A 19759-nucleotide genomic window follows, 5' to 3' on the forward strand; every position below is an offset into this window, starting at 1 on the left:
TCCGCGCGTCACTGGCCGCCGGCGCGCAGGACCTCGCCGAGCCGTTCCCGTCGTCGCAGTGAGGACTCTGCGGCGACGACGAGAACGACGGTCACGAGGAGCACGACGGGCAGCAGACCGGTCCACCAGGGCACCGCGAGGGTAGGTTCCACCGCCTGCCGGGTGATCAGACGCAGGGACGACGGCCCGGCGACGAGCGCAGCGAGCCCTGTCCCGGTGGCGATCGCGGCGAGGGACGCGACGAGCACGGGCGGGGCCAGCTCCCCCAGGGTGATCCTCCGAGCGGCCACGCCGGTGAGGCCGAGGGTGCGCAGCGCGGCGAGCGTCGAGCCGCGCTGCGGGGCGCCGGCGGATGCGGCGAAGAGGACGACGAGCATCGCGGCCACGGCGAGAAGGGTGATGGTGCCGACGACGACGACAGTGAGGTGCCGGTTCGAGGACGAGGCGCGCAGGTCGGTCAACCACTCGGCGCGGCTGTCCAGCTCCGCGCCGTCGAGCTCGGGTGCGGCCGTCACGGCCTCGTCGGCTCCCGGGCCGGCGACCCACAGGACCGACGGCGCCGTGTCGGTGCCGGTCACGGCGGCGAGGGCGGCGCGGTCGACGACGACGGTGCGCTCCGCGAGCTCCTCGGTCCCGGGGGTGCGCCCCACGGTCACGACCGGGAACGGGTCGCGACCCCAGAGCAGCTCCGCGTCCGGCCCGCCCTTCGCAGCGAGGTCCGCGCTGAGGAGCACGGGCAGGGCGTCCGAGCCGGTCTCCTCCAGGAGGCGACCCGGTTCGTCGGCGCCCTCGACCGGGACGTGCGCGAGGTAGCGGGCGAAGGCGTCTGCGTCGACGGCGACGAGCCGTACCCGCAGCCCTCCCCAGGCACCCGAGAGCTGGACCTCGTCGATGACGAGCCCGGTCGTGGCGGTGAGACCCGTCCCGTCCGCGCCGAGCCGGGTGGCCGCGGCGTCGAGCGTGGTGTCGGTCTCCGAGGTGACCCGGACGTCTCCGCCGACGGCACCCCACGACCCGGCGACCTGGCCGTCCCGGACGGTCGTCAGGAGCACGGCACCGAGCACGGCGAGCGTGCACGCGAGGCTCAGGGCGAGGAAGGGCACCACCTGTGTCGCCGTCGCCCGAGCCCGTGCGGCGGCGAGCACGGGGACGACGTGCCGGGACCGCAGCGACCTGCGCAGCGCTACGCCCACGACCAGCGGGAGGGTGCGCACGAGGACGAGCGCGACCGAGAGCGCCAGGAGGGTGGGGGCGGCGGCGAGGAGCGGGTCGGTGCCGGTGGAGCCGTCCGTGAGACCCCGGGCCCGCAGTGCGACGACGGCGCCGACCCCTGCCGCGACCACCCCGCCCTCGAGGACCGCGCGCCGCACCCGGCGGTCGATCGTGGCCCTGCGTCGCTCGTGCCGCTGCCGGGGCCCGCGGCCCGCGGCCGGACCGGCGACAGCACGCACGGCGAGCACCGGCCCGACCAGCGCAGCGAAGGCGAGGGCGGGCACCAACCACGCCCAGGGTGCGGCGCCCGGGACCACGACGTCCGCGGCGAGGATGCCGACGCCCGCGCCCAGGAGCGTGACCGTCACGGACTCGATCGCGTGCTCCGCAGCGACGTCGGCGAGCGACGCACCGCGCGCACGGAGCGTCGCGAGGACGCCGGCCCGTCGACGGGCGAGGAGGTGCGCGGTCAGGACGATCGTCAGCGCTGCGACGCCCCCGGCACCGGCGAGCAGCACCGACGCCTGGGCTCGCGTCGCACGGACGGACGCCACCGTGTCGAGCAGGACCGCGTCGAGAGTGCTGCGTACGGCCGTCGTGGGGCCGGGGAGCGAGTGGGCCGATGCGCGCAGGCGCTCGACCTGGGTGGCGACGAGCTCGGCGCTCGCGTGGTCGACGGCTCCGGGGACGGCGTCGAACGTGACGGTGCGGGCCATCGTGCCGACGGGCAGGGAGAGGACCGTGGCCGGGAGCGCCTCCGCGGACACGAGGCCGACGACCGGCGTGCGCGTGTGCTCGCCCGAACCCAGCACGGCCGGGTCGACGAGGCCGGGCACGTGGGACCACGCGTCGGCGGACGGGTCCACCGGTCGGAACACCCCGCTGACGAGCACGTCGAGCTTGACCTTCCGGTTGCCGACCTTCACCTGGTCACCGGTGTGCACCCCGAGGAGCCGCGCAGCCTCTTCCGAGAGCCCGACCTCGACCGTCCACTCGACCGTGGGCGGTGCAGCCTCGACCTCGGTGGGGGTGCGCGTGGTCGCGGCGGGTCCGCCCTCGAGCCACTCGACCTCTGGCGCGTCGGGGTCGGCGACGTATCCGAGCCGGAGCGACGCGCTGCCGAGCTCAGCCGGCGCGGACGCGATCGCGAACGGGGTGCTCAGGAGCGTGCCGACGGGGTTGGCGAGAGCCTCGTCGAGCTCCGGCGGGAGGAATCTCTCCACCTGTGGTCCGAGCTCTCCCGTCTCGCGCGCGGGATCGATGAGTGTGCGGCCGTCCCAGTCGTCCTCGAGGAGTGGCGCGACGAGGGTGACCCCCGCGGCCGTGCCCGCGTTCTCGACCGCCTCACGCACCGCGTCGTCGGCGCTGCGCTCCTCCAGGCGGGGGACGGCGCACACGACGAAGACGGTCAGCGCGACGACGAGCCCGACGAGGAGGAGAGGCCAGGCGTCGGCACGGGCGCGTCCGAGGACGCTCGGGAGAGAGGCCCGGGGCCGCTGCAGCCGTCCAGCGCCCCGCGGGCGCGGGAGCCGGGGCCTCACGAGGCGCTGTCCATCCGCAGGTGCGCCGTCGTGGCGCGGCGGACGAGATGGCGCGCGACGGGCACGACGACTGCAGCGATCCCGAGGACGAGCGCGCCGAGGAGGAGCCCCTGCTCCGGCCAGGGCCAGCGGGCGAGCACGGACGGGACGGGTGGGAGCGCGTCGTCGGCGACGACGAGGGACGGCCCGACGGCCCGGCCGACGACCGCACCGACGACCGCGCCCGCCGTGATCGACACGAGCGACACCACTGCGCGCTCGAGGACGAGCGCGGCGGCCACCGAGCGTCGCGGCACACCCACTCCTTGGAGGCGGGCGACCTCGATCCCCCGGGCCTGGACGGTCGCCGCGGTGTGCAGGGCGGTGCCCGCGAGGGCGAGGAGGAACGCGGCGGCCACGAGGATGCGCAGCGCGGCCGGGACGATCACCTGCGACAGACCTTCCCGGAGGTCGGCTCCGACGCCTGTCGCCGTGACCGTCGTCCCGAGGCCGGCGTCGGTGATGCGGGCGGCGACATCGGCAGGGTCCGTCGAGGAGATCATCCACCGGTCGGTCAGGCTCTCCTGCATCCCCTGCGTGAGGAGTGCGCGGGACAGGGCGTCGTAGTCGACGAGGACGGCGGGGCTGCGGGGGGCCGAGGGGACGTAGGGGACCGTGCCCACGACGCGGCCGGCGACGGTGTGCTGCCCGAGTCCGAGGCTGATCTCGGTGCCGGGCGCGGCGGCGATCGCGTCGGCGAGCTCCTGCGTGAGGAGCAGGGGGACGGCCTCGGGCGCCGCGAAGGACTGGAGCTGCAGGTCGACGGGGCTCGCGATGTTGGGCAGCACGAGGGCGGTCTCGCTCGTGATGGTGGTCCCTGCGGCGTCGTGGGTGAGGCGGGTGCTCGTCGACTCGACCGTGCCCACGAGGCTCTGGGAGGTGGCGGTCGACCAGGAAGCGTCGTCGGGCAGCCCGTCCGGGCCAGGCGTGGTGCCGTCGCCCGGCAGGGAGACGGCGACGGTCGTCTGCGCGGTGGTGAGGATATGGGGCGGCAGCGCGTCGTCCGCGCCGACGGCGATCCGCAGGCTGACGGCGACGACCCGGAGGTCGGGTGCGCCCGCGGTCGCGGACGGCAGCGCGATCGACACGCTGTGCGGCTGACCGTCGAGCGGGACGCTGGTGCCTGCGAGCGCCTCACGGTGCCCGCTGGGTCCTTCGACGACGACGGTAGGGACGACGTCGGTCATCTGGGCTCCTCCCGTGACGGACCCGGTGACGACCAGGACGAGCTCGGACGCGGTGCCTGACACGTGGATCGGGGCCGTCGGCTCGGTGGGGGCGAGGTCGGCGGTGAGAGCGGACCAGGACGCGCCCTCAGGCAACCGCCCCCGGAGCGCTCCGGCGGCCGTACGGGTGTCGACGGCGACGAGGCGCGGACCTGCGCCCTGCATGCTCAGCTCGGTGCGCGCGCCGACGCTCGAGCTCGCACCGAGGATGACGTCACGGTCGGTGACGGGCGTGGGGTCTCCTCCCGCAGCGGCCCCGAGCGCGGCGGCATGTGCAAGGACGGACGGTCCGTCCGCGACGACGCTGAGGTCTGCGCCCACGAACGCGTCCGCCTGGTCCTGCTGGGAGTACGTCCACGTGCTGGCGAGCGCGACGCCGAAGGTCCCGGCGGCCGTGGCGAGGACGATGAGGAACGCGGTGCCGCTCGCCTGGGAGCGTCGTGCGACCTCCCATGCGGCGAGCGGGCCGACGAGGCGTCGGGACCGTGCTGCCCCTCGCTCGCCCACGCGCGCGACGAGGGGCACGAGGCGCAGTGCGAGCGCAGCGCCTGCCAGGAGGCACAGCACAGGTGCGGCGACGAGGACCGCATCCGGGCCGGCGCCGGGCGCCACCGTGTGGGAGCGGAGCTGGAAGAACCCGACGACCGCGAGCGCGAGGAGCACGAGGTCGGCGCTCGACCGGGCGACGGCCCCGCGACCACCGGACCGTGTGCGACGGTGGTGGTCGGGCCGGCGCAGGGCGGGCAGGACGAGCACGGCGACGAGCAGGATGCATCCTGCGGCGACGGTGAGGACGAGCGTCGGTCCGGGCGTCGTCGGGGCGCGCAGGCCTGCTGCGGCGAGGACGGGCGACCGGGCGAGCCATCCGTAGAGGGCGAGTGTCAGCGGGAGGGCGATCACGGCGGCGAGCACCACGAGGACGAGACCCTCGACGAACGCCTGGGCGGCGAGCTGGGCGCGACCGGCACCGCGCGCTGCGACGAGCGCGGCCTCGACGGTGCGCCGACCCGTGAGGAGGAGCGCAGCGAGCGCGAGAGCCGCAGCGGCGAGCACGCTGCCGACGACGGCGACGACGAGGACGACCGCCCCGCTGACCTGCTGACGGGTGAGAGCCGTGCGGAGCGTGGAGACCAGCTCGCTGCGCACCCGCACGTCCGTGGCCCCGTCACCGACCTCCGTCTGCACGGCGGTCTCGAGGGCGTCGAGCACGGCGCGGACGTCACCGGCAGACTGCGGAACCTCGCCCGAGAGTCGGGGCTGGGCCTGGACGTTCACCGAGTCGAGCGGGACGCTCCCGTCGAGGAAGGCGCCCTGGTCGACCACGAAGGGACCGTACGCGGCCACGGGCACGGTGGCGAGGGTCTCTGGTCGTTGCCACTGCGGGTCGTGGCCGGCACCGCGCAGGAGGTCTCGGTCCCAGGCACCCTCGTCGAGGACCGGGGTGAACGTCCCGACGATCACGACGGCGATGGGCGGTCCGTCGTCCAGGGTGGTCGTCGTCTCCGCGGCGTCGTCGCGCTGGCTCGCGTGGAGGACGAGCTCGCTGCCGGGGTGGACGCCGAGCAGCGCCGCGGTCGAGGACGGCAGCGCCACCTCGGTCGGTCCGCCCGTCGGGGCCGTGGGCCACCGTCCCTCGTCGAGGCTCGCCCGGTCGGGGAGGTCGTCGACGCTGCTCACGTACGTCGCCAGGGGGACGTCCGCGGGTGCACCGGGCGGCGCAGGTCGGAGGTACCGCACCTGCGACGTCGACCACGTGGAGACCTCCGGGTCGAGGTCGGCGAGCGCCGTCGCGGTGCTGTCCTGCACGACGCCGACGACCTCGGACGGCGCGCCGTCCTCCGTGAGCCGTGCGGTCGTCTCGACGCTGAGCCCGGACGCAGGGCTGCGGGCGAGGCTCGCCCGCAGCGCGTCCTGCTGACCGTCGGTGACCAGGAGCACGCACGTGCCGAGGAAGACCGTCCCGGCGACGACGACAGCGAGCACCGCCGCCAGGAGGACTCGCTGGTGGACGGCGCGGCGCACGAGGAGGCCCCAGGGCACGGACGTCACGCGTCGGTGCTCACGCGTCGGTCACGTGGCCGTCGACGATCCGCACGGCACGGTCCGCGAGGGCCACCATGACGGGGTCGTGCGTCGAGACGATCGCCGTGGTGCCCTCGGTCTCCACGACCGCCCGGATGAGGGCCATGACAGCCAGACCGCTGGCGGAGTCGAGCTGCCCGGTGGGTTCGTCGGCGACGAGCAGTCGGGGCGATCCGGCGATCGCTCGCGCGATGGCGACGCGCTGCTGCTGACCGCCGGAGAGCTCGTCCGGGCGCTGCTGGGCGTGGTCGGCGAGGCCGACGAGGTCGAGCAGGAGGGCCACACGGTGCTCGCGCTCGGCGACGGGCATCGCCCGAAGACGCAAGGGGATGCCGACGTTCTCCGCGGCGGAGAGCACCGGCACGAGGCCGAAGCTCTGGAAGACGAAGGACACGACGTCTCGTCGCAACCGCACGAGCCCGGCGTCGTCGAGCGTCGTGACGTCGGTCCCGGCGACGGTGACCGTGCCGGCGTCCGGCCGGTCGAGGCCGCCGACGACGTTGAGGAGGGTCGTCTTGCCCGAGCCCGAGCGTCCGACGAGGGCGACCAGCTCGCCCGGGGCGACCTCGAGGGACACGTCGCGCAGGGCGTGCACGGTCCGTGCGCCGGTGCCGTACGTCCGCCGCACGCCGGCGACGGTGACCATGGGCTCGGGCGCGACGGGAGCCGCGTGCCTCCCGCTCATCGGGGCGCCTGACCGTCCGACCAGAGGGACACGTGGTCCGCCTCGAGAGCGAGCCGGACCCGGCGCGTGAGGTCGAGCGCCTCCCGGTACTCCTGGGGCACCTGGACGCGGCCTGCCCGGTCCATGACGGCGAACTCCTCGGCGACGACCTGGGACTGCCCGTCGTCGGTCGCCTCGGTGCGGCGCAGCACCTCGCTGCTCGTCCGTCCGTCGCGGATGGCGACCGTGCGCTCGACCTGTCCGCTCACCTCGGGGTCGTGCGTGACGACGACGACGCACGTGCCGAGCTCGCGGTTCGCGGTGCGCAACGCATCGAAGACCTCGTGCGAGGTCTCGGTGTCGAGCTCGCCGGTCGGCTCGTCCGCGAGGAGGAGCCGGGGCTCGTTGGCGAGCGCGACGGCGATCGCGGTCCTCTGCTGCTGGCCGCCGGACATCTGGTGGGGGCGACGGTCGGCGCAGTCCGCGACACCGAGGAGCGTCAGCAGCTCGTGCACACGCACCGAGCGCTCGCGGCGCCGGACGCCCGCCAGGGTCATCGGCAGGGCGACGTTCTGCGCCACGCTGAGGTACGGCACGAGGTTGCGTGCGGCCTGCTGCCAGACGAACCCGACGGTGCTGCGCCGGTACTCGACGCGCTCCCGCGGTGACATGGACAGCAGGTCCCACCGCCCCACGCGCACCCGGCCGGCCGTCGGCGCGTCGATACCGGACAACACTGCCAGGAGTGTGGACTTCCCGGAGCCGGAGGCGCCGACGATCGCGACCATCTCACCGTCGGCGACGAGCAGGTCGAGGCCCTGGAGCGCCTGCACCTCGATGCTGCCGGTCTGGTAGATGCGCACGAGGTTGTCGCACACGACCAGGGACCCGTGGCCGAACTCGGCGGGCCGGGGTGCACGCGACCCGAGGGCCTGCACCAGGGTGTCGCTCATGCGTGTGCCAGCTGCGGTGCCACTCGACCCTCGATCCCCCGTCGGATTCCGTCACGCTCCCCGGCGCCGGGGGCGTGCGCGCTACGAATGCTAGCCCTTGAGCCGCTGACCTGGCACGGAACCTACGAGCGCGGGAGCCGGACGACCGCGGCGGTGGTGCCGGGGACGTCGAGCTCGACGCTCGCGGACACGTCCCCGGCGGTGACGTCGTAGCTCCCGAGCCAGCCCGCGACCTCGACCTGGCCGCGCTCGTCGGTCCGCATCGTCGTCGGCGCGTGCCACCACTCGCCCTTGACGAGGCCGAGGAGGGCGTCGTAGGCGGGCTTGGCGGTGCCGTCCGTGCGCACCAGGCCGCCTGGCGCGCCGAGCCACATGCCGTCGTCCGTCAGGCCCCAGTACGTCGTCGACTGCACGGACGGGTGGGACGCGAGCGTGCGGTAGTGCCGCACCATCTCGTCGGCCTGACGCTCCTCGCCCTCCGGGGTCGACGGCCAGGTGTCGGGCTGGAAGTCGTTGAGGTCGTCGATCTCCGGCGGCATGACGTCACCGGACAGGAGCGTCGTCTCCGTCATGTGCAGGGGCAGGCCGTAGCGCGAGAACCGGTCGAGGACCTCGAGCGTGCGCTCCTCGCCCCAGTAGCCCTGGTGCATGTGGCTCTGCAGGCCGATCGCGTCGACCTGGATCCCGGCCTCGAGCACGCCCTCGATGAGGCACTCGTACGCCGTCGACATGTCGAAGTCGTTGAGCAGGAGGGTCGCGCGCGGGTTCGTCGCGCGCGCCTCGTCGAACGCCATCCGGATCATCGCGATGCGCCCGACCTCCCGGGCGAGCCGCGTGATCCCGTTCTCCCCGTTGGCGAACACGGGCATGATGACGACCTCGTTGATGGCGTCCCACGTGTCGACGAGACCGGCGAAGTCGCCGACGTCGCGCCGGATGCGCTCGCGCTGCACCTTCTCGACCTCGTCGACCGGGAGGTCGAGGAGCCAGTCGGGCTGGACCGTGTGCCAGACGAGCGGGTGCCCCTTGACGCGGACGCCGCGGTCGGCGAACCACTGGGCTGTGCGCCGCATGCGCTCGGTGTCCGGCCGTCCTCGCTCGGGCTCGAAGCCGCCCCAGTAGAACGGCAGCGTCGCGGAGTTGTAGAGGGCGAGCCACTGCTCCGCCAGCTCCTCGAGCCGTGCTGTCGCACCGCCGAACGCTCCGCTGCTCGACGTCTCACCGTTCGCGAGCGCGACCATGTCGAAGCCGATGTTGCCGAAGCCGAAGGCGTGACCCGTCTGCGCGACGGTGACCTCGGTGTCGGCGAGGGGCGTCCCGTCCGGGCGCAGGACCGTGACGGTCGAGCGGGTCTGACGGTGGCTCATCGACGGGTCTGGGGTGGGGCTGGCGTGCATCGGTCCTCCTTGACGGGTGCGTTCGATAACGATACACACGCTGTGCCGCCTGGCTCGCCCAGCCAGGCAGCTCGTCGTCGCCGCTAGTCCGCAGCTCGCACGTAGCGCCGCTCGGGCCGACCCCCGGCGTGGCGCACCTCGACCTCTGCCGTCGCCGTCCACCCTGCGCGCTCGTAGGTCTGGACCGCCCGCTCGTTGTCCGCGATGACCCAGAGCTCCATCGCCGAGGCGCCGGTCGCGAGCGCGTGCGCACGGACGTGGTCGAGGAGAGCCGTCGCGATCCCGCCTCCCCAGAGCGAGGGATCCGTCGCGAGGTAACGGATCTCCGAGGTCTCGCCGTGCGGGACGACGACCGCGAAGCCGCCGGCGCGGGTGCCCGACGTCGCGAGGTGGAGCGACCCACCCTCGGCGTGCAGGGCGTGCTGGATCCCGAGGAGCTTGTCCTCGACCGGCGCGACCTCCGGGAGGGAGTCGCGCAGGGCCGTGGCGCGGGCCCAGATCCCGGCGGCGGTGCGCTCGGCAGCGGGACCGCTCGCGATCGTGACCGACAGGACGCGGGAGGGCATCGTCATGTCCTCATCGTGTCACCGTGCCATCGCGCTGACGCCCGCTCCCGACCTACCTGACCTGGACGAGCACGCCCAGTCCGCGCGAGCGGGTCGCCTCGTAGAAGGCGGTCAGGGTGTCGAGCGCATCGAGGAGCGCGAGGACGAGCGCCTTCGGCGGGTCGCGCAGCCAGATGTTTGCCGGGTAGATGTCCTGCTCCGCGAGACGCGCGGGCTCGAAGCCGTCGACGAGCGCCTCACGGTCGACGGCGTGGAGCGCAGCAAGGAGCTCCGGGACGCGGGCGGAGCGGATGATCGTCGCATACCCGTCGTGACCGGCGTCGAAGTCGAACGTCCCGAGCACCGCCTCGCTCAGCGGGACGCCGCTGAGCGAGATGCTGTCGTCCCGCCCGGTGAGGACGAAGTGGAGGCCGTGCCACTGCGTCTCGATCCCTGCCGAGGGGTTCTCCGACCACCCCGTCCACATCCCCTCCGCGACGGCGTCGCCGACCGCGTCGCGATCGAGACGTTCGAGGGACGAGAGCTCGTCGTCGCTCACGGCGACGTAGCTGGCGGAGAGACCCATGGCGTCGAGACTAGTCACCGTACGACGACATTGCAGCGATGTCGTCGTACGTTGACTCTGCTGCAATGTCGTCGTACGGTGACTCCATGTCCGACCCTTCCCTCATGCTCGCCCGCTCGATGCCCAAGCTGGGCACCGCGATCAAGCGCCTGCGCACGGACAGGGGACTCACCCAGGCTCAGCTTGCCGACGCGGCAGGCGTCTCCCGCCAATGGGTGGTCGCGGTGGAGAGCGGGACGAAGAGCGGCGTGGAGATCGGCCTCGTCATGCACCTTCTCGACACGCTCGATGCCTCTCTCGTGGTGCGAGACGACCGCACGACCGATGGTGACTAGCCCACCCCTGACCGTCCTGCTCGACGGTCAGGTGGTTGCCGAGGTGGGACGCACACGCGCCGGTGTCATGAGACTCACCTTCACGGACCCCGCACGGTCAGCGGGGCGAACACCCCTGTCGCTGTCACTGCCCTCTGCCACAGGGGCGGTCACAGGTCAGAAGGTGGAGTGGTTCCTCCAAGGCCTGCTCCCGGACAGCGAGGCGGCACGCAGGGCCATCGCCCGCACGTACGGTGCCGACCCGAACGACGTCCTCAGTCTGCTCGGAGCCGTCGGCAAGGACTGTGCGGGCTCCGTCCAGCTCTGCCGGCCAGACGACGTCGAGGCCACCCTGGGAAGGGAAGGCGACCTCATCCCTGTCTCGACGAGCGACATCGAGATGCGCCTTGCCGGCTTCAAGACGGACGAAGACGCGGGCTGGACGATGCCTGGCGAGCACTGGTCCCTCGGCGGGAGCCAGCAGAAGTTCGCCCTCCGCCGTCAGGGCGAGACCTGGTTCGAGGCAACCGGCTCAGAACCGACCAGCCACATCATCAAGCCAGGGATCTACAAGCTCACGTCCCAGGCGCTCGTCGAGCATGTGAGCATGCGAGCCGCTGATCGATGCGGCATCTCCACCGCCGCCACGGAGTACACGTCCTTCAAGAGCGAGGACGCGATCGTCATCACGAGGTTCGACCGCGCACCGGCCCGCGACGGGGGCCTCAGGCGGCTGCACCAGGAGGATCTGTGCCAGGCCCTCGGGGTCAGCGAGAAATCCGAGAGCGAAGGCGGGCCCGGAGCACGAGAGATCATCCAGCTTCTGCGCGACGCCTCGTCCACATCCAGCGAGGCGCAGAAGAACGTCACACAGTTCGTCGATGGGCTGATCTATAACGTGGTCATCGCCGGTCCGGACGCGCACGCACGCAACTACGCCGTGCTCCTCGATGGTGACAGCGTCCAGCTGGCACCTCTGTTCGACGTCGCGTCCGGGCTGGCCTACACCGCGACGGGCAGAGGGTCACACACGCTGTCGATGAGCATCGGCGGCGTCTTCGACACCGAGCAGATCGACACAGAGGCGTGGAAGCGGTTCGCCGACGAGAACGCGCTCGACGACGCAGCGGTCGTCAGCCGGGTTGCCGAGGTCGCCGGGCTGGCCCCCGAGGCCATGGGGAGCGTCCTGGCCGAGGTCGACGACTGGGACGGTTCGGCGTCACAGCTCGCCGCGCGCCTGCTCCCTGCTGCACAGGAGCGTGCCAGGTCTCTCGCAGCGGTCTCGTAGCGGTCGAGCGTCCCACAGGAGACCGCCCTCAACGGCGGGCACGAGTGCGGCTTCACCCGGCCTCGCGCCGCAGGACGAACACGTAGGGCATACGCATCCCGCGCAGGTCCATGACGCCGAGGACGGTGTGCTCGTCCACGCGGCGGAACGCGTCGATGATGGGCTGACGGTCGTAGACCATCGCGGCCGACACCGTCCCGCGGTACTCGACAGCGCGGAGCCGGGCCTGCGGCCGAGTCGTCGCGAGGGCGGGGCGCACGAGCGCGAACGCCCGGGCCGCGGGCGCGGTCCGCAGGAGGCGCGCGACCCGCAGCGCGAGGCCGAGCGGGAGGAAGCGCGGGTCGACGCACACGAGGCGGTCGTCGCGACCCCGGAAGACGAGCGGGTGGACGTCCTCCTCGGTGTCGAACCGCTTGCCGTGCCAGCCGAGGCGTTCGAGCACGCCGTCGAGCGGGTGTCTCGTCGGGATCTCCGACCCGCGCCAGGATCCGGCCGTGCCCAGCCCGACGAGCGCCGACGGGTCGACAGCAGGGAGGGTGTCGAAGAAGTCCAGGGCGACGGCGGCCGTCGTCCCGGCCTCGAGAAGGCGCAGGCGCTCAGGGGCACCCGCCGGTTCGGCTGCACCGGTCCGTTCGAGCCCGCCGGGTGGCACGGTCAGAACCCCTCGTAGACGGCGGGGTCCTGGTCGTTGTTGCGGCCGTCGGGCCGGCCGAGCGCGGTGATGCGCCCCATCTCGTCGTCGCTGAGCGCGAAATCGAAGATGGAGATGTTCTCCCGCTGGCGTTCCGGGCTCGTGGCCTTCGGCAGCGGGATCGACCCGAGCTGGACGTGCCAGCGGAGGATCACCTGCGGCACGGTCCTGCCGTGGGCGTCGGCGATCTCGCGGATCACGGGCTCGTCGAGCACGTCGCTGGCGCGGCCGAGAGGGCTCCAGGACTCGGTCCGCACGTCGAGCCGCGCGTCGGCTGCGCGCTGCTCGGCCTGCGGGAAGTACGGGTGCAGCTCGATCTGGTTGACCACGGGCGTCACGCCCGTCTCGTCCACGAGCCGGTCGAGGTGCTCGGGGAGGAAGTTGCTCACCCCGATCGACCGCACCACGCCGAGCAGCTGCAGCTCGACGAGCGACTCCCACGCCTCGACGTAGAGGTCCTTGCTCGGGTTCGGCCAGTGGACGAGGACGAGGTCGAGGTAGTCGAGACCTGTCCGGTAGAGGGACTCGTGGACGGCGTCGACCGCGGTGTCGTGCGCGTGGTGGCGGCCGGCGAGCTTCGTGGAGACGACGATGTCCTCGCGCGGCACGGACGACCGCCGGACGGCCTCGCCGACCGCCCCCTCGTTCTCATAGTTGAACGCGGTGTCGAGGAGGCGGTAGCCCTCGCCGAGCGCGCTGACGATCGCGTCGACGCCGCCCGGACCGTTGAGCATCGCGGTGCCGAAGCCGATCGCGGGGAGGGAGGTGCTGTCGTGCAGGAGGTACGTGGGGACGGTCATCCCTCGATGCTAGGCACGCTCCCGCCGCCGCGCCGGGCGGCGGGGGCGTGCTGGGCGGCGGGGGCGTGCTGGGCGGCGGGAGAGTTTCCGAACAGCTCAGAGAGCCGGGACCGCGTCGAGCATCGGGTAGTCGGTGTAGCCCTTGGCGCCCGCCGCGTAGATCGTGGCCGGGTCGAGCTCGTTGAGCTCGCGGTCCTCGCGCCACCGGCGCACGAGGTCCGGGTTGGCGATGACGAGGCGTCCGACGGCCACGGCGTCGCCGTGGTTGTCGGCGATGATCTCGTGCGCCTCCTCGCGCGTGGTGATCGCGCCGAAGCCGGAGTTCACGACGAAGGGTCCGCCGAAGCGGGCGCGCAGGCCCTGGACGAACTCACCGGTGGGCTCGGCGTGCAGGACGCTGAGGTACGCGAGGCCGAGGGGTGCGAGCGCGTCGACGAGCGTGCCGTACACGGCGTCGCGGTCGGCCTCGTCGGTCTCGAGGACGCCCTGGATGTTGTGCGAGGGCGAGACGCGGATGCCCACGCGGTCGGCGCCGATCTCGGCGGCGACGGCCTGGGCGACCTCGATGACGAGGCGCGCACGGTTCTCGGGCGAGCCGCCGTAGAGGTCGTCGCGCTGGTTCGACGTCGGTGCGAGGAACTCGTGGAGGAGGTAGCCGTTGGCGGAGTGCAGCTCGACGCCGTCGAAGCCCGCGTCGATCGCGTTCCGCGAGGCGGTGACGAAGGTCGTGACGATGTCGCGGACCTCGTCGGTCGTCAGCGCGTGCGGCACGGGGTAGGCGACCTTGCCCTGCGGCGTGTGGGTCTCGCCGTCGATCGCGATGGCGCTCGGGCCCACGACGGGGCGACCGCCGTTGATGTCCGAGTGGCTCACGCGGCCTGCGTGCATGACCTGCGCGACGATCTGGCCGCCCGCTGCGTGCACGGCATCCGTGACGCGGCGCCAGCCCGCGAGCTGCTCCGCAGTGACGAGACCCGGCTGCCCGACGAAGCCCTGGCCCTCGTGCGACGGGTACGTCCCCTCGCTGACGATGAGGCCCACCGACGCGCGCTGCGCGTAGTGCTCGACGACGATGTCGCCCGGCACACCCTCGGAGCCGGAGCGCATGCGCGTGAGCGGCGCCATGACGACGCGGTTGCTCAAGGTGAGGGATCCGAGGGAGGTGGGCGTGAAGAGGTCGGTCACAGGTGTTCCGTTCGTGGTCGGGGACGCGGCCCCTTGTTCTGCGCGGAGCCTCTTGCGTCAACCCGTGCCACGGGAGGGTATTCCGCTCTGTGACGCACCCCACGGCAGACTGGGTGCGTGACCTCGTCCCAGGCCTCCCGCCTCACCCGCCGGTCCTTCCTCGCGCTCGGCGCGCTCGTGCCCCTGGCAGCGTGCGCGGGCGAGGCCGCTCGGCCCGCACCGTCGGGCGGCACGGTGACCGTCGAGACCGAGGCCCCGCCCGCCGGTTCCGAGGAGGTCGTCCCCGCACCTGCGTCGATCACCGCAGAGATCAACGCCCTCGAGGTCGAGTACGACGCCCGGGTCGGCCTCTTCGCGACGAGCGCGTCGGGCCGCACGCTCGAGCACCGGGCCGACGAGCGCTTCGCGTTCTGCTCGACGATCAAGGCGCTGGCCGCCGGGGCGCTCCTGCACCGACATTCGGTCGCCGGGCTCGACGTCGTCGTGCCGTTCACGGCGGCAGACCTCGTCTCGCACTCCCCGGTGACCGAGCAGCACGTGGGTGCCGGGCTCAGCCTGAGCGAGCTCTGCGACGCGGCCGTCCGGTACAGCGACAACACCGCGGCCAACCTCATGCTCGCCGAGCTCGGTGGCCCGGCCGGGTTCACGGCCTGGCTCCGGGAGATCGGCGACGACGTGACGCGCAGCGACCGCACGGAGACCGAGCTCAACACGGCCGTCCCCGGCGACGAGCGCGACACGAGCACCCCGCGAGCGCTCGGGAGCACGCTCCACCGCCTCGTGCTCGGCGACGTCCTGCCCGAGCCGGAGCGGACGGTCCTCGACGGGTGGCTCGTCGGGAACACGACCGGAGACGCGCTCATCAGGGCGGCGGTGCGCCCGAGCTGGGTCGTCGGCGACAAGACCGGTTCCGGCGGGTACGGCACGCGCAACGACATCGCGGTGCTGCGGCCGCCGCAGGGCGAGGCCTTCACGCTGTCGATCCTCACGTCCCGGTCCACGGCCGACGCCGCTCACGACGACGCGCTCGTCGCGCGTGCGGCCGAGGTCGCGACCCAGGCGTTCGTCACCGCGTGACCGCCGGGCCGAGCGCACGCGGGGCGCGTGCCCAGCGGAACGACCTCGACGCGACGAGCACGGCGATGACGACCAGCACCACGAGCCATCCGCCCCACCCGAGGACGGTCCCGGAGAGGTCGACCGCTCCCCCGACGACGATGCCGAGGGGCAGCACGGAGGTGGAGGCGTTGAGGGCACCGTGGGCGAGCGCACCGGGGTAGATCGAGTCGGTGCGCATCCGCAGCCACCCGATGAGGACTCCCATGAGGATGGTGGTGACGACCATGGGGATCAGCACGAGCGGGTCGGTCGAGCCGTAGTTGTAGCCGAGGACACGCGCGCATGCCATGTCCGATGCCCGAGTGCATCAACCTATGCTCAGAGCAGTGAGTGTTGGAGCGGTTCCGCTCCAAGGTGTTGGGACGAGAAGAGAGACGATGTGGGGGGAATTTTGAACAGGTGGTTAGGTTTATGCACAAGCTTACTCGGGGGGGTCTTTGCAACTTTGCTCGGGCTATACGCAATTTCTCGTCACGACGCTGTATGCGTCGTTGAGGCGATGCACCCAACGGCGCGGACACAGGTTGACCCAGAATACGTCCAGAATCTCCGCTACTTCCCACTGCGCTGGGAATGTTCGTGGCCGGGGATAGGCGAGGGTGAGATGACAACCTACTTCGACCCGTTCGCCGCAGTTGTTTTCTACGGTGGTTTGTTGATTATGGCCGTCGTGATAATCCGCATGGTCAGGCGAGTTAGGAGCGGGGAGGGCTAGAGGGCTCCTCCCCGCTCGCTGAACTACTCGCCCGTGGCGCAGTTGATACTATTGAACGGAATCCACCTGGCCCATCGGTAGCACGCCGGGAATCTGCGCCCATCCTCATAGGAGAACACGACGCGACTTTGTCTCGAATCTGGCAGCGGAAGGTCGCGAGCGGTATTCAAGCCCATGCACCAGGATGCCGCGCCCCCGGGGCAATCGTGTGACACGGCCTGCCAGTAGAACCCTGCAGGGCTGCTAATCGGAGCTCCCGCTGACGTCTGAATCAATGTCGCGACCTGCGACGATCCGTCTGAGGCCATGCCAATGTTTCTTGGCGCTCCAAGTCCTACGGTGGTGTCCTGCCTCGTGCACGAGTCGAGAGCTGTCGCACTGTCGAGATATGGTTGCGTTGCTGACTGCGTGCCACCGCTGAGTAGATTGATCGACCATTGTTCGACGTCGCTGCCCTGCCAGAACCCCAGACCGGAGAGGCAGGCTGGGCGCGTTCCGATGGCCGCACCGTCGTAGGTGTACGCGTTGAACTCCAGGCCCCAATCCTCAGGAAGGTTTCGCGGGGAGCTGCCAAGGCCTGAGGACCATGCCGTCCAGGTCCCGATCATCTCTGATTCGGAATCAAAGTCGCTCATAGCGTAGATGTCAACGTAGGTGCCGGGCCAGTCGGTTCCGCCGTTCACCCGTGCCGCGATGCTGTCAGTTTCCGGGGCGGATGCCATAGCCGCCTGGGCAGACGCTATTTGCTCGTCAAACGGTCCCTGGCGGGTGATTGGAGGTGCGTCAAACTTTGGCGCCTTCTCCACCGCATCGATCACCTCGTCGGTCGATGTGGAATCTGCCAAGCGGTTGAGTCCCTTTGAGTTTGAGGCGGCAGACGGACCTAGGGTGATGACCGAAGTGATCTCAGCCTGGGTACCGTACTGGTTTTCGAAATCATGGGAAAATTCGTCAAACGTGTAGTCGTCGGTCGGGAAGAACTCGCCATATATCGTGTCCTGTGAAAACACGAAGCCCATCACGGCGACGGATGCGTCAGTCGCGACCTTTTCTGCTGAGGCGACGTCGATCGCGTACGGAAGTTCCACATATGCTGGTTGGGTCTCTCCGGATGAAAGCGTTGACGCTTCAGACGTGGAGAGATATGGGTCGTCCACGGCGTCGCTCGCCTGACTCTTGCCAGTAAAGGCTGGCGCGGTGATGCTCAGGGTCGAAATAAGGCTGATGGCTAACACTCTTCTCATGGTGCCCCCTTTCTTGTGCGAGGAGATGATCTCACCTCGATGAGCAGCATCGTAGCGCCGCAGGACTTGCCGTGGAAGCGCAGGTTAGTTCAAAGGTTTCACAATCCTGGGATCAATTGAGTTCGAAGCATTATCGGCGATGGGTGGCGGAGGTGCCTGAACTACCTCCGCTCAATGGCAGTTGCTGATCGCTCACCCGAGCTGTGAGCCGCGCTCGGCGCGCCGTCGTGCCGGAGGGAGGCGTCGACGGATCTTCACGAGAGGTGTCACCACTCGGGATGTTGTGCACCTTCCTGGAGTAGGCGAGAGCCACGACAGGAAGGTGGGCAGGGTCCTGATGAACGTTCTGAACGCGGCGTGGAAGTCCGCCGGCGCTCCCGACCGCGATACCGCCCACGTAGGCAACGTGGGCCGGTGTGCCCGGTGCGCCACCGATGGAAATCTCACTCCGGTGCGTGAGGTGCTCTCGAAGGTCTTCACCTGCTTTGAGGGCTGGTTCCATCCTGGCGGTCGTGGGTTGTGCGCGGCCTGCTCCTGGGGCTACTCCAACAAGGCCCTGCGCGCTGTCCCGCACCTGATCTCCCGGGACCCCGCCAGCATGCGTGAGCTCACCCGAGCCGCGGTTCGCGAGCTGCTCGCTGAGGGCGCGCTCGAAGCGGGCAGCGCTGTTGTCGTCCCGCTTCGCCCTGGGCGCAAGCACATCCTGCCGAGCGCGGCCTGGGGCCGCGTCAGCGTCGACGACGCACACCTGCCGTGGACCGACCGCGATGCGCAGTTGTTGGGGCTCGTCGTGCGGCTGCGACGGCTCGGATTCGGGTCTCGCATGATCGGCGAGCCGGCGCCGCCCTACCAGGTCCTCTCTCAGCTGGACACGTCCGTGTGGGCCCTCGTCCTCTACACCTGGGAGCAGCTGAGTCCCTGGCGCGCGCCTGCGAACCCGTGGCTTGTTCTGGCGCTGCACCTGACCACTTCCGCCTCGATCTCGAAGGAGTCCTGATGACCACCCCGTTCCGTACCGTCACCGCGACCGGCACCCCGATCACGCATCTCGTTGCCACCAGCCCAGCACTGCCGCGCACTGGGCCCGACGAGCTGCCCCCGGCAACGCTGTGCGGCCAGGTCGTCGACGGGCCAGCGGACACCAACGTCGCAGACGTGCAGTGCCCGCGATGCCTGCTGCGGGCGCCAGCGTTCATGGCGCTCCCGACCTATGCGGTGTCCTTGTGAGCGACCTGACTCCGACCTCGAGATGGCTGGCAGCCGTGGGGGATCACATGCCGGCGCTCGAGGGACCTGCAGGCACGGCCGAGCGACTGCTGCTCCTGGTGCACTACGGCATCGACTGGTCCGGGGGATGGGTCACGCAGTACCGCAAGACGTACTGGAGCAGCCTCCTGCCCGACCGCATCATCATCGCGACCTACCGTGCGGGCACGCTGCGGCGGTGGTGGCGTGACGTCGCCGGCGACGTGGGATCGACACCCCGCACCACGGACGAGAGGGCCGAGCTCGAGGAGCTGCTGCGCGCCGAAGCGCTGCCCGTGCTCGAGGTCCTGAGGTACGAGACCGAAGCCCTGCTCCTGCGAACACGCATCGTGGCCGACGCCGTGCGCTCCGCGCGCGCCGTCCCCGTCGAAGCGGTAGCTGGCGTCTGATGCGCACCATCACCTGGACGGGAACCATCACCGCGCTGTCCTCCATCGCCCACGGTGAGGAAACCCGCGGCACCACGACGCTGCTGCGCCGCGAGCTCGTCACCACCCCCAACGACGACCGCGTGCTGGTGCCCGTGATCTCCGGCAACACGCTGCGCGGTCGGCTTCGTCCTGCGCCATCCGACGCCTCCCGTCAGGCCGAGGTACGCGGCTGGGGCTGCCGTGCGGGTCCCGAGGACGACGGCGGCGACAGGCATCGCGAGGGAGCTCTCCAGCCCGTCGCCGAGCCACAGCGGGAGGCTGATGAGCCACGCGATGCCGAAGGAGAGGAGGACGAAGAGGGCCACCGCTCCCCACCGCACGGGGCGGCGGGGAGCGTCGGCTCGGGTCACGGACGCGGGGCGTGCGGTGGTGGTCATGCTCCGACGCTAGGGAACGGAGCGGTCGCGCCGCGTCGGCCAGAATGAGGAACCTCGGGCCTCCTCCTTCGGTGGACGGTTGTC

At 71.3% G+C, this 19759-nt stretch carries 19 protein-coding genes; 7 read left to right on the forward strand and 12 right to left on the reverse strand.

Features of this window, described 5'->3' with window-relative positions:
* Positions 1-8: 8 nt before the first annotated feature.
* From ABKW26_RS03375 to ABKW26_RS03405, 7 genes are all read right to left on the reverse strand, one after another.
* Entirely contained in the window at positions 9-2753 is a 2745-nt protein-coding gene (locus ABKW26_RS03375; RefSeq protein ID WP_348591021.1) for an FtsX-like permease family protein, read from the reverse strand.
* Entirely contained in the window at positions 2750-6067 is a 3318-nt protein-coding gene (locus ABKW26_RS03380) for an FtsX-like permease family protein (protein WP_348591022.1), read from the reverse strand. The genes ABKW26_RS03375 and ABKW26_RS03380 overlap by 4 nt, the downstream gene beginning before the upstream one ends.
* Before the next feature lie 10 nt (positions 6068-6077).
* Positions 6078-6785 carry an ABC transporter ATP-binding protein gene (locus tag ABKW26_RS03385; protein ID WP_348591023.1) on the reverse strand — a complete coding sequence of 236 codons (708 nt, stop codon included), beginning with the start codon at positions 6783-6785 and terminating at the stop codon, positions 6078-6080.
* Positions 6782-7717 (reverse strand): ATP-binding cassette domain-containing protein, encoded by a 936-nt coding sequence (locus ABKW26_RS03390; RefSeq protein ID WP_348591024.1) that lies wholly within the window; start codon positions 7715-7717, stop codon positions 6782-6784. The genes ABKW26_RS03385 and ABKW26_RS03390 overlap by 4 nt, the downstream gene beginning before the upstream one ends.
* A gap of 122 nt (positions 7718-7839) precedes the next feature.
* Positions 7840-9114 (reverse strand): endo-1,4-beta-xylanase, encoded by a 1275-nt coding sequence (locus ABKW26_RS03395; protein ID WP_348591025.1) that lies wholly within the window; start codon positions 9112-9114, stop codon positions 7840-7842.
* An 83-nt stretch (positions 9115-9197) separates the two neighbouring features.
* Entirely contained in the window at positions 9198-9686 is a 489-nt protein-coding gene (locus ABKW26_RS03400; RefSeq protein WP_348591026.1) for a GNAT family N-acetyltransferase, read from the reverse strand.
* A 46-nt stretch (positions 9687-9732) separates the two neighbouring features.
* Positions 9733-10245, reverse strand: a complete 513-nt coding sequence (locus ABKW26_RS03405) for a DUF1877 family protein (RefSeq protein WP_348591027.1) — start codon at positions 10243-10245, stop codon at positions 9733-9735.
* An 86-nt stretch (positions 10246-10331) separates the two neighbouring features.
* Here ABKW26_RS03405 and ABKW26_RS03410 point away from each other — a divergent pair, with 86 nt between their 5' ends.
* Together ABKW26_RS03410 and ABKW26_RS03415 are read left to right on the forward strand one after the other, a co-directional pair.
* Positions 10332-10580: a helix-turn-helix domain-containing protein gene (locus tag ABKW26_RS03410; protein WP_348591028.1), complete on the forward strand. Its 249-nt coding sequence runs from the start codon at positions 10332-10334 to the stop codon at positions 10578-10580.
* Positions 10570-11847: a type II toxin-antitoxin system HipA family toxin gene (locus tag ABKW26_RS03415; protein WP_348591029.1), complete on the forward strand. Its 1278-nt coding sequence runs from the start codon at positions 10570-10572 to the stop codon at positions 11845-11847. The genes ABKW26_RS03410 and ABKW26_RS03415 overlap by 11 nt, the downstream gene beginning before the upstream one ends.
* A 52-nt stretch (positions 11848-11899) precedes the next feature.
* On the opposite strand, the gene ABKW26_RS03420 is transcribed toward ABKW26_RS03415, so the two are convergent.
* The 3 genes from ABKW26_RS03420 to ABKW26_RS03430 all read right to left on the reverse strand — a co-directional run bounded on the left by ABKW26_RS03420 (position 11900) and on the right by ABKW26_RS03430 (position 14523).
* Positions 11900-12499: a DUF4334 domain-containing protein gene (locus ABKW26_RS03420; protein ID WP_348591030.1), complete on the reverse strand. Its 600-nt coding sequence runs from the start codon at positions 12497-12499 to the stop codon at positions 11900-11902.
* A 2-nt stretch (positions 12500-12501) separates the two neighbouring features.
* A complete protein-coding gene (locus tag ABKW26_RS03425; protein WP_348591031.1) occupies positions 12502-13338 on the reverse strand; it encodes an aldo/keto reductase in 837 nt (278 codons plus the stop codon).
* Between the two features lie 96 nt (positions 13339-13434).
* Positions 13435-14523, reverse strand: coding sequence for an alkene reductase (locus ABKW26_RS03430; RefSeq protein WP_348591032.1), 1089 nt, complete (start codon positions 14521-14523; stop codon positions 13435-13437).
* 117 nt (positions 14524-14640) lie between these two features.
* Here ABKW26_RS03430 and bla point away from each other — a divergent pair, with 117 nt between their 5' ends.
* Positions 14641-15600: a class A beta-lactamase gene (gene bla / locus ABKW26_RS03435; protein WP_348591033.1), complete on the forward strand. Its 960-nt coding sequence runs from the start codon at positions 14641-14643 to the stop codon at positions 15598-15600.
* Here the strand turns inward: bla and ABKW26_RS03440 are convergent.
* Complete coding sequence (locus ABKW26_RS03440; RefSeq protein WP_348591034.1) at positions 15590-15931, reverse strand: CPBP family intramembrane glutamic endopeptidase; 342 nt, start codon at positions 15929-15931, stop codon at positions 15590-15592. The two genes, bla and ABKW26_RS03440, sit on opposite strands and share 11 nt — an antisense overlap.
* A 449-nt stretch (positions 15932-16380) precedes the next feature.
* Positions 16381-17592 (reverse strand): hypothetical protein, encoded by a 1212-nt coding sequence (locus tag ABKW26_RS03445; RefSeq protein WP_348591035.1) that lies wholly within the window; start codon positions 17590-17592, stop codon positions 16381-16383.
* 346 nt (positions 17593-17938) lie between these two features.
* Between ABKW26_RS03445 and ABKW26_RS03450 the strand changes: the two genes are divergently transcribed.
* From ABKW26_RS03450 to ABKW26_RS03465, 4 genes are read left to right on the forward strand one after another with little or no spacing between them, the layout of a single operon-like run.
* The gene (locus ABKW26_RS03450; RefSeq protein WP_348591036.1) at positions 17939-18598 is read left to right on the forward strand and encodes a hypothetical protein; all 660 of its coding nucleotides are present in this window, start codon (positions 17939-17941) and stop codon (positions 18596-18598) included.
* Positions 18598-18828, forward strand: a complete 231-nt coding sequence (locus ABKW26_RS03455) for a hypothetical protein (RefSeq protein WP_348591037.1) — start codon at positions 18598-18600, stop codon at positions 18826-18828. The genes ABKW26_RS03450 and ABKW26_RS03455 overlap by 1 nt, the downstream gene beginning before the upstream one ends.
* A gap of 47 nt (positions 18829-18875) precedes the next feature.
* Positions 18876-19256: a hypothetical protein gene (locus ABKW26_RS03460; protein WP_348591038.1), complete on the forward strand. Its 381-nt coding sequence runs from the start codon at positions 18876-18878 to the stop codon at positions 19254-19256.
* A complete protein-coding gene (locus tag ABKW26_RS03465) occupies positions 19256-19723 on the forward strand; it encodes a hypothetical protein (RefSeq protein ID WP_348591039.1) in 468 nt (155 codons plus the stop codon). Before ABKW26_RS03460 ends, ABKW26_RS03465 begins: the two co-directional genes overlap by 1 nt.
* Positions 19724-19759 lie beyond the last annotated feature (36 nt).

It is taken from the genome of Sanguibacter sp. 25GB23B1 (assembly GCF_040012415.1).
Classification (GTDB): domain Bacteria; phylum Actinomycetota; class Actinomycetes; order Actinomycetales; family Cellulomonadaceae; genus Sanguibacter.